This is a genomic window from Halomonas sp. 707D4 (genome assembly GCF_024158685.1).
GTDB lineage: Bacteria > Pseudomonadota > Gammaproteobacteria > Pseudomonadales > Halomonadaceae > Vreelandella.
In genome coordinates this window covers 1-9,862 of record NZ_JAMZBD010000069.1, presented here as the reverse complement: position 1 = coordinate 9,862, position 9,862 = coordinate 1, and the positions used below count along the sequence as shown (strand labels likewise).

Genomic DNA, 9,862 nt, shown 5'->3' with positions numbered 1-9,862 from the left:
GTGGAGGCGGCCCGCCGTCAGGGCTGAGCGTCAACGCGCCTTCAGAGCGCTCAGCGCGGCGTCGTAGTCGGGCTCGTTCTTGAGCTCGCCCACCAGTTCGCTGTGCAGTACGGTGTCATCGGTATCGAGCACCACCACCGCCCGCGCGCAGAGCCCCTGCATCGGGCTGTTGACGAGGGCCACGCCCCACGCTTTCAAAAATTCCGGGTGACGAAAGGTGGAGAGCGTCTCCACGTCATCGAGCCCTTCGGCGCCGCAAAAGCGCACCGCTGCAAACGGCAGGTCCGCCGAGACCACCAGCACCACCGTGTCTTCCATCGCCGCGGCCAGCTCGTTGAAGCGGCGCGTGGACGTGGCGCAGGTGGGCGTATCGACGCTGGGGATGATGTTGAGCACCTTGCGCTTGCCGGCGAAATCCGCAAGCGTCACGTCGTTGAGGTCGCGGTCGGTCAGCGTGAGCGCCGGCGCCTTGGCTCCCGCCTCGGGAATCGCGCCATCCACGTCCATCGGTGTACCGCCTCGGGTAATTTGCTGCATGAGAGTTCCTTACGTGTTATTGGTGACGACCCGGCAACACGGTTCCCGGTCGCCGAATCATGGGCGACTCGTTTATAACGCAGCCGGCGGCTTGCATCCATCGACACGAGATTTTCATGCCCTCAGTACTGATCATCAAGACCGGCGACGCCTTTCCCGAAGTCGTCGAGCGCCACGGTGACTTCGACAGGCTGTTCTCGCAGCCTCTCGAGCGCGCCGTGCCCGGCATCACCGTCACGCTCTGGGACCCGCGCAGCGACACCCATGCACCTGAGCTTGACGGGCTCGATGCCATCGTGATCACCGGCTCAAACGCCATGGTCAGCGACAAAGAAGCGTGGAGCGAGGCGCTCAAGCCCTGGCTCAAGCAGGCCCGTGCACGCGATATCGCCATGCTCGGCGTGTGCTACGGCCACCAGCTGATGGCGGAGGCCTTCGGCGGCGAGGCCGGCAACCACCCGAAGGGGCGCGAGGCGGGTACGTTCACGGTCGAGCGTACCGACGCCTCCGACCGTGATGCGCTGTTCAGCCAGCTGCCTTCGCGCTTCAAGGCGCACCTGACCCATGGCCAGACGGTGCTGCGGGCCCCGGGCGATGCCGTGATCCTCGCCTGCAACGACCACGACGGCCACCAGGCGCTGCGTTACGGCACGCGCCAATGGAGCGTGCAGTTCCACCCGGAGTTCGACACCGACATCATGCGCGCCTACCTCGAGCGCGTGAGCGACGCGCTGGTCGAACAGGGCGAGGACGTCGGCGCCTTGATCCAGGCCATCGCGCCCACCTCTCACGCCAGCAGCCTGCTCGAGCGCTTCACGCGTCTCTTGTAGGCTCGACGCTGGCCTTGCGGCGCTTCTCGTCGCGCCGCGAGGCGAGCCGGTCGGCCAACCGCGTGGGCTCGGGCAGCTTGGTGCGCCCGAGGCACCGCGTGACCCAGTCAAGCGAGGTGGCAAGCGACAGCCGGTGCCCGGGGGACACGAAGATCGGCTTCACCTTCTCCCGCGAGCGCAGCACGGCGCCGATGGTCTCGCCCCGGGCGGTCAGTGCGCTCCAGTCGCCGCGCCGCTCGCCCACCGGCTCGAAGCGTCCGTAAAGGCGCGACTTGGCGACACCGATGGTCGGAAGATCGAGCCATAGCCCGAGGTGCGCCGCCACGCCGAGCTTTCGCGGGTGCGCGATCCCCTGGCCGTCGACCATCACCAGCTGCGGGGTTTGCGAGAGTTTCGCGAAGGCGCCCAAGGCAGCCGGAATCTCGCGAAACGAAAGTAGCCCCGGCACGTAGGGCATGCGCGTGGGCTCGCGGTGGATCACCTGCTCGACGACCTCCAGCGTCGGTGCCTTGGCTTCATCCCACTCGAGCAGTACCACCGCCGCCCGGGTGATCTTGCCGGCTTCCTCGAAGCCGATATCCACCCCGGCGATGTACGCCACCTCGTCGATGCGGTCGGCGAGCTCCAAGCGCGTTGCGAGGCGCTTTTGCAGTGCGATGGCCTCGGCGGGCTCGAGATTCCATTCGTGCGACGGTGCGTCCATGTCACCTCCTGTCTATGGTGTCTCGCTAAGCCTAGAAGATTTCTCGGCGCATAAAAAACCCCGCTCGAAAGCGGGGTCTTGTCAGGCCGTCAGGCTCAGGCTCAAGTTCAGGCGCGTTCGCGGCGGCGAACCGGCGCATCGCCGTCGTCGCGGCGGCGACGCGGTGCGCGCTCGGGGGCGCTGTCTTCGCTGATTTCCAGCGGACGACCGGCCACCCGGGCGCGCGCCATCTTGGCCAGGATGCTGGCTGGCAGACCGCTCGGCAGCTCCACCACCGAGAAGGCGTTGCGGATATCGATGCGGCCGATGCGCGCGCCTTCGATACCGCCTTCGTTGGCCAGCGCCCCGACCAGTTGGCCCGGCTTGACGCCGTCCTTGTGGCCGACGGAGACGCGATAGCGGGTCATGCCTTCGCTCGGGATGCTGGAGCGCTCGCGACGCGGCTTGCCGTCACGACCGCCATCGCGGGTCGGGCGTTCCTTGCGCGGTGCCTGCAGACGACCGATCGGCGCTTCGTCGGCGCGGGCCATGGCGGCGAAGGCGCAGGCAAGCTCGATGGCGTCGTGGCCTTCCTCGACCAGACGCTCGACCAGCGCGCGCTGTTCGTCGGCGCCCTTGGTCAGGGCCGCCACCACGCGGTGATGGAATACCTCGTCGCGGTGGGCGCGAATGGCGCTCTCGTCCGGCAGCGGCATTTCGGTCATCTTCTGACCGGTGGCCTGCTCCATCCAGCCCACCTTGCGGCCTTCACGGAAGCCGGCGAAGGTGATCGCGATGCCGCTGCGTCCGGCACGACCGGTACGGCCGATACGGTGGGTGTAGGCTTCGGCGTCCTGGGGCAGGTCGTAGTTGACCACGTGGGTGATGCGCGGCACGTCGAGACCGCGAGCGGCGACGTCGGTGGCGATCAACACGTCCACCTTGCCGCGCTTCAGGCGGGTGATGGTGCGCTCGCGCAGGCTCTGGTCCAGGTCGCCGGAAAGGCCGGCGGCGTTGACGCCGCGCGCGGTGAGCTGCTCGACCAGCGTGGTGCACGCCGCGCGAGTGCGCACGAAGACGATCGCCGCATCGACGGGCTCGACTTCGAGGATGCGCGCCAGCGCTTCGAGCTTGGCACCGCCATCGACGCGCACCAGGCGCTGCTCGATGTTGTCGCCGGTGGTGGTCTTGGACTCGATGGCCACCTTGACCGGGTCGACCAGGTAACGGTTGACGATGCGCTCGATCTCCGTCGGCAGGGTCGCCGAGAAGAACACGCGCTGGGCATTCTGCGGGGTGTCGGCGACCACGCGCTTGACGTCGTCGATGAAGCCCATGCGCAGCATCTCGTCGGCTTCGTCGAGCACCAGGGCGGAGAGGCCGTCGAGTTTCAGGCTGCCGCGATCCAGGTGGTCGATGATGCGTCCGGGGGTGCCGACCACGACCTGGGCACCGCGCTTCAGGGCGCCGAGCTGCTCGCGATACTCCTGGCCGCCGCACAGCGTGGCCACTTCCAGGCCCTTGAGGTTCTGGCCGTACTTGCTGAACGAGACCGCCACCTGCTGGGCGAGCTCACGGGTCGGAGCCATCACCAGCACCTGGGGTTCGCGACGGTCAAGATCGAGACGAGAAAGAAGCGGCAGTGCAAAGGCAGCGGTCTTGCCGGTACCGGTCTGGGCCTGGCCCAGCATGTCGCGGCCTTCCAGCAGCGCAGGAATGGTTTGCGCCTGGATGGGCGAAGGAGTCTGGTAGCCCTGTGCTTCAACAGCAGAAAGAACGGCAGGCAGCAGAGCCAGATCGCCGAAGCTCGGCGAGGCGACAGAAGTCGAGGTCATTAATCACACCTTGGTAGGCCGGCGGGGGCCGGCAAAAAACGTCATGAGCGTCTTCGACACGTCAAGCAGCGCAAGGCGCTGTTCACGAACTCCGCCGTGCGGAGGATCAACTGAAGGAGTCAAAGACGCCGGTCGCACCCAGCATTCGGAGGCAGATAACGATGACAATGAAACGTGTCTGCCGACCGTCGTGGCGACCTTCTGCGTCGATTTCACCCGACTGGTGAAATGCTAAAAACGCGCCATCTTCACAGCAATGAACATCTCGTTGGATGTTCCCGCAAGCGGAGCCGCATAGTGCATAGTAAATAGTGCATAGCGTCTACGGGCTTTTACGCTTACCGTCTTGATGGAGGGGTCAACACATGCGAGGAGAGCGGATACTACCACCTCACCACTTGACTGGCTAGCCTTTTCGCTTTACCCGACATGAACCATCGGGCTTGCGCTTGTCGATGTATCGTCTAAGATTTCAATGGCAACACCGATTTACGGCTTACGGCCGCAGCTTAACGCATGTACCAAGGAGAGACGCCATGAACTGGGACCAGATCGAAGGCAAATGGACCGAGATGAAAGGCAAGGCGCGCGCCAGCTGGGGTGAGCTGACCGACGACGAACTCGATCAGATCGGTGGCAAGAAGGATCAGCTGGTGGGCAAGCTCCAGCAGAAATACGGCCTCGAGCGCGAGCAGGCGGAAAAGCGTGCCGACGACTGGGCCGACGGCCTTTAGGATTCACGACCGGGTCTGGCGCAGGACGCGCCGCCCCGGCCTCTATCGACCCGCGACGAACGCAGCGGTCGTATCCGGACAGGCACCGATGGCAAACAGTGCCATCGCCATGATCCGCCGAGGTTACAAGCCACTCAGGTGACAAGGAGTTCAATATGCGTAAATCACTGCTACTGACGGCCATGAGCACTGCCCTGCTGGCAGGACTGGCACTCGATGCCCAGGCCCAGACCACCACCCAGGAGCCGCAAGGCGTCTACTCGGCCGAGGACATTCTCGATGCCGACGTCTATTTCGCCAACGGTTCAGGCGAAGAGATCGGTGACGTGGACGACATTCTGTTCGACGACGACATGCGCATCACCGCACTGGTCATCGAAAGTGGCGCCGTGCTGGGCCTTGGCGGTCGCGAGATCGTGGTCGGCACCGACTACTTCACCCTCGAGACCAGCACCGAAGGCGATGGTGAAACCGAGCACCGCATCATGCTCTCGGCCACCCCGGAAGAAGTGGAAGACTTCCCCGCCTATGATCGCGACTGGTGGGAGCAGACCCAGGCCAATGCTCGCGAAGCTTGGCAGACCACGCGCGACGGTGCCGAAAGCGCCTGGCAGCGTACCCGGGAAGCGTTCAGCGACGACGACGCCCCCGAACAGCAGTAAGCGCTCGCCAACCAAGCTTTTGTCAGGCAAGACGCAGAAGGGCCGCCCATTGGGCGGCCCTTCTGCGTTTTGGCAGGACTTGACTCATGCCGATCGCGAACGAATGCCAGCCCCCGGGAGGCGTTCACGGTCGTGGGGGCGGTCGAAGTCGAGTACCGGCCCGACGGGCACGATGCGAGTGGGGTTGATGTTGGCGTGGCTGTAATAGTAATGGCGCTTGATGTGCTCCATGTTCACGGTGTCGGCCACGCCCGGCCACTGGTACAGCTCGCGCAGGTAGTTCGAGAGCTGCGGGTAATCCTCTATGCGCCGGACGTTGCACTTGAAGTGGCCGTGATACACCGCGTCGAAACGCACCAGGGTGGTGAACAGGCGAATATCCGCCTCGGTCAGCCACTCCCCCGCCAGGTAGCGATGGGTCTCCAGGCGCTGCTCGAGACGGTCGAGCGCGGCGAAGAGCGCCTTGACGTGTTTCTCGTACACCGCCTGCTCGGTCGCGAAACCCGCCTTGTAGACCCCGTTGTTGACGTTGTCGTAGACGTCGGCATTGATCTCGTCGATCGTGGTGCGAAGATCCTGCGGGTAGAAGTCGAGCGTATTGCCGGTCAACTCGTCGAAGGCGCCGTTGAACATGCGCACGAGATCCGCCGACTCGTTGTTGACGATGGTTCGGCGCTGCTTGTCCCATAGCACCGGCACCGTGACGCGCCCGGTATAGTGTGGATCGGTCCTTGTATAGAGCTCGTAGTGGTAGCGGGCATGATTGACGGGATCGCCGCTAGAGCCTTCCGCCTCGTCGTAGGTCCAGCCCTTGTCGAGCATCAAGGGGCTTACGTGGGAGACGCCGATCAGCTCGTCCACCCCTTTCAACGTGCGCATGATCAGCGCTCGATGCGCCCAGGGGCAGGCGAGCGATACGTAAAGATGGTAGCGCCCCTGCTCGGCGGGAAAACGTTCGCCTTCATGATCCGCGGGTGCGCCCTCGCCTACCCAGTCGCGCAGCTTGGCCGACTCGCGCACGAACTCGCCGCCGCTTTTCTTGGTGTCGTACCACTGATCGACCCACTCACCTTCTACCAGCAATCCCATGTCGCGTCTCCTTGGCCATTCATCGTTACTTCCTGAATCAGCATACTTTGCGCCGCTGAAGCCTCAAGCGCATGTTTTACGCGGTTTCGTTCGATGAAATTGAATCCTTGGGACACTCGGCGATCACCGCTTCCTTGAGCGCCTGCGCCATGGCGTGGGTGGCAGGTCCGGCACGGTCGCGATCCTTGAAGATCAGCTGGAACGGCGCCTCGCGAACGCCGCCGGCCACCAGCGGCAGCGGCTTGAGATCGCCTCGTTCGAGTTCCTGGGCGATACGGGTGATCGGCATCCAGGCAAAGCCCAGGCCGCGCTTGATCATGTCGAGCGAGGTATTGAGGTGGCTCACCGTCCAGCGCTGCTCGGCCTTGAGCCAGCCCGCGTTGGCAGATTGGCGTACCGCCGAATCCCTCACCACCAGTTGGCGATATTGCGCCAGGTCACGCAGGTCGAGAGAGCGCCCGAGCTTGTGCAGCGCGTGGCTCGGATGGGCGACGGCGATGAAGCGTACGCCGACCAGGGGCTCGCCGAGAAATCCCGGAACGTCCAGGCCGCAGATCACCAGGTCCGCGCGGCCATCCTGCAGCATTTCCACTCCGCCATTGAGCACGCTTTCGTGAAGTTGCACCCTCACCTGGGGGTAGGCAGCGGAAAAGCGCTCGAGTGCCTTGGCCTGGGCATCTGCGGGGAACACCTGGTCGATGGCGACCACGACTTCCGCCTCCAACCCTTCCGCCAGCCGTGACGCCACGTCTTCAAGCGATGCCGCGCTCTCGATCAACTGGCGCGCGCGCCGCAGCAGCAGCTCGCCGGCCTCGGTCAGGCGTACCTGGCGGCCAATCGGTTCGAGTACTTGAACCCCGAGCTGCTCCTCGAGCTTGTGAACGGCGTGGTTGAGCGTAGAAGGGCTCTTGTGAATGGCCTCGGCGGCGCGGGCGAAGCCGCCATGATCCACCACGGCGGCCAGCATGTGCCACTGTGCGAGTGTTACCCGTGACATTTCGATTTCCTCGACGCTAGAAGCGAGTGAAAACGCTTAAATTCGAAAAAACCTTACCAGAAGGGTAGTAGTGTCGAATAGTCGCCAATACCTTAATCGTTGTTAATTCAGCTCGAAAACAAAAAATAGTAGGGAACTTTTAAGAAAAGGTATATAAGGTGCAGGAGCCTGCCGAGGCGCAAAACCAACTGCGACAAAATCCAGAATTTTACAAAAAATAACCAAAAGACACTTTTTGAAAATCCAGCTGTTTTCGTTGAGAATGCGCGGCACCTCGAATCGATGAATAATGAATCACTCCCTATTTTTCGACTCTAGATACGATACGCCTTGTATAGGTTATTGGGTGAGTGCGTTCGCCGGTTCCCTGGTCGATCGCTCGAGCCTTTTCTATTTACCTCCACAATGGACCTGCTGCCATCCACGTGGACTCCAACGATAGCCTTACGCTTGATGGCGCTTTTTGATTAGCCTGCTTTATTAGACCATGAGGAAACGATACAAGAAAAAATCCTTGTACAACATGAAGTCAGCTCTTCGTGCTCACCCCGCCCCATGAAGAAAGGTTAGCAAACACTGTTCTAAAATATTTCTTCTCGAACGATGCTTTCGCCTTCGAGCGAAAGTCCATTTTCTGTATGCAAATACAGTCTATTCACCCCTGCGACCTTGGGGTATGGTTCCCGAGCTTATTCACTTTTACCTTGCGTTTTCACCTTGAACTCGGCGGCCCCTTTACTCATGTTGCGAATCCTCCATTCGCTGCCCCGCACGCACAAATTGTTACTTTTACCCGTGGCCACCATGGTCACCGTGCTGGGCACACAGAAGCTTTTGACGACTTATCAAGACCTGAATCAACCGCATACTTCTCTGGAAAGCGTGCTCGTACCGCTTCCCAGCGACGGCGTGACCGCCGTGCCTTCGCTTCGCCAGGAGCGTGCACCGGTCGCCGAAGCGATCGACCGCGCCTCCCGCGCCCTCGACGCGACCCGCGAACAGATCCCCTTGAGCGATCTCGCCGCTACCGAAATCATCGACCTTGACGTCATCTCGCGTGCCGAAGCGTCGATCTCCAGCGAAATCGAAGCCAAACCCGTCCTCGACGAAGGGGCCGTCCACATGGCGGTGGTCTTCGGCACGGTTTCCAGTGGCATGCTCAATATCGACGAGCCGACCGCCGATGCCTCGGTCGAAATTGCCGATGCCACTTCCTACGAGGACTACGGTATCGAGCTGTTCGACGATATCTCCTTCCTCGAAATGGAGCTGGCCGCCGAAGAGCCCTACGTTCCCGAGTGGAAGACCCATATCGTCGCCTCCGGCGAAACCTTCGCCGCGATCGCCCAGAACGAGCTGGGCATGGGCTACAGCGAGGTCATGGCGCTTCTGGACGACATGCCGGACCCGCGCATTCTCACCAACTGGCGCGCCGGCAACAGCTTCGACTACCAGCTCGACGAGAGCGGACGGCTTCTGTCGCTGCGCATGATGAAGAACATTCGCGACGGCGTCATGCTCGAGCGTGATACCGACAGCTTCGCCGTGACCTCCATCGAACGCGAGGGCGAGCCGGTCCAGCGCCTGTTCGCCGGTACCGTCAGCGGCAGCTTCGCCCGCTCCGCCCAGGCCACGGGCCTGTCCAGCGGCTCGGTCACGGAGCTCACCCGCGTGCTCGAGAAGAAGCTCGACTTTCGTCGTGACAGCCGCCGGGGCGACCGCTTCAACGTGCTGGTCGAGTCCGACATGATCGACGGTCAAGAGCTCGACGCGCGCGTGCTGGCCGTTCACTACGAAGGCGAGCGCATGGATTTGACCATCGTGCGCAATGCCACCGACGACAAGTTCTACACGCCCGAAGGCAGTGGTCTGGAGCCCGGCTTCGCGCGCTATCCGTTCGAAGGCAGCTACCGTTTGAGCTCGTCGTTCAACCCGCGCCGCAAGCACCCGGTGACCGGGCGCATCAGCCCGCACAACGGTACCGACTTCGCCATGCCGATCGGCACGCCGGTAGTGGCGCCGGCGGACGGCCGCGTCGAGCGTGTTGCCAACCACGCGGCCGCCGGGCGCTACGTGGTCATCCGTCACGACAACGGCTACCGCACCCGCTACCTGCACCTTTCCCGCCCGCTGGTCAGCGTGGGTGAGCGCGTCACCATGGGCGAGCGCATCGCGCTTTCCGGCAACACCGGCCGCAGCACGGGTCCTCACCTGCACTACGAGGTCATCGTCAACAACTCGCCGGTCAACGCCATGAGCGTGGAGCTTCCGGACTCGACGGGCCTGACCGGCGATACCCTGATCGCCTTCCAGAGCCAGGCGGAGCCGATGCTGGCCGCGCTCGAAAGCGGCGAGACCGGCACCGTCAACGTCGCCAACTACCAGCGTGGCGAGCGCGACTAAGACCGCCCCTGCTGAAAACGACCTGCAAAAAAAGCCGCCCCTCCGGGCGGCTTTTTTCGTGCGCTCCCCCAGCCTATACGGCCCGATCCAGGG

9 protein-coding genes are annotated in these 9,862 nt (G+C 63.1%); 4 read left to right on the top strand and 5 right to left on the bottom strand.

Annotated features, from left to right (window positions below):
* Positions 1 to 30: 30 nt before the first annotated feature.
* Positions 31 to 537 carry a thiol peroxidase gene (gene tpx, locus BIS11_RS04840; protein ID WP_227388389.1) on the bottom strand — a complete coding sequence of 169 codons (507 nt, stop codon included), beginning with the start codon at positions 535 to 537 and terminating at the stop codon, positions 31 to 33.
* A gap of 116 nt (positions 538 to 653) precedes the next feature.
* Between tpx and BIS11_RS04835 the strand changes: the two genes are divergently transcribed.
* Entirely contained in the window at positions 654 to 1,367 is a 714-nt protein-coding gene (locus BIS11_RS04835) for a glutamine amidotransferase (protein WP_253423067.1), read from the top strand.
* Here BIS11_RS04835 and nfi read toward each other — a convergent pair.
* Positions 1,351 to 2,070, bottom strand: coding sequence for a deoxyribonuclease V (gene nfi, locus BIS11_RS04830; RefSeq protein ID WP_253423064.1), 720 nt, complete (start codon positions 2,068 to 2,070; stop codon positions 1,351 to 1,353). The genes BIS11_RS04835 and nfi overlap by 17 nt on opposite strands.
* A gap of 107 nt (positions 2,071 to 2,177) precedes the next feature.
* The gene (locus tag BIS11_RS04825; protein WP_253423061.1) at positions 2,178 to 3,884 is read right to left on the bottom strand and encodes a DEAD/DEAH box helicase; all 1,707 of its coding nucleotides are present in this window, start codon (positions 3,882 to 3,884) and stop codon (positions 2,178 to 2,180) included.
* 536 nt (positions 3,885 to 4,420) lie between these two features.
* Here BIS11_RS04825 and BIS11_RS04820 point away from each other — a divergent pair.
* Positions 4,421 to 4,618: a CsbD family protein gene (locus BIS11_RS04820; protein ID WP_253423043.1), complete on the top strand. Its 198-nt coding sequence runs from the start codon at positions 4,421 to 4,423 to the stop codon at positions 4,616 to 4,618.
* Between the two features lie 155 nt (positions 4,619 to 4,773).
* On the top strand, positions 4,774 to 5,280 hold the full coding sequence (locus BIS11_RS04815; RefSeq protein WP_253423039.1) for a PRC-barrel domain-containing protein: 507 nt from the start codon (positions 4,774 to 4,776) through the stop codon (positions 5,278 to 5,280).
* Between the two features lie 84 nt (positions 5,281 to 5,364).
* On the opposite strand, the gene BIS11_RS04810 is transcribed toward BIS11_RS04815, so the two are convergent.
* Positions 5,365 to 6,369: a glutathione S-transferase family protein gene (locus tag BIS11_RS04810; RefSeq protein ID WP_253423036.1), complete on the bottom strand. Its 1,005-nt coding sequence runs from the start codon at positions 6,367 to 6,369 to the stop codon at positions 5,365 to 5,367.
* A gap of 76 nt (positions 6,370 to 6,445) precedes the next feature.
* On the bottom strand, positions 6,446 to 7,366 hold the full coding sequence (locus BIS11_RS04805) for a LysR family transcriptional regulator (protein ID WP_253423033.1): 921 nt from the start codon (positions 7,364 to 7,366) through the stop codon (positions 6,446 to 6,448).
* Positions 7,367 to 8,107: 741 nt separating this feature from the next.
* Between BIS11_RS04805 and BIS11_RS04800 the strand changes: the two genes are divergently transcribed.
* Positions 8,108 to 9,769 (top strand): peptidoglycan DD-metalloendopeptidase family protein, encoded by a 1,662-nt coding sequence (locus BIS11_RS04800; protein WP_253423030.1) that lies wholly within the window; start codon positions 8,108 to 8,110, stop codon positions 9,767 to 9,769.
* Positions 9,770 to 9,862 lie beyond the last annotated feature (93 nt).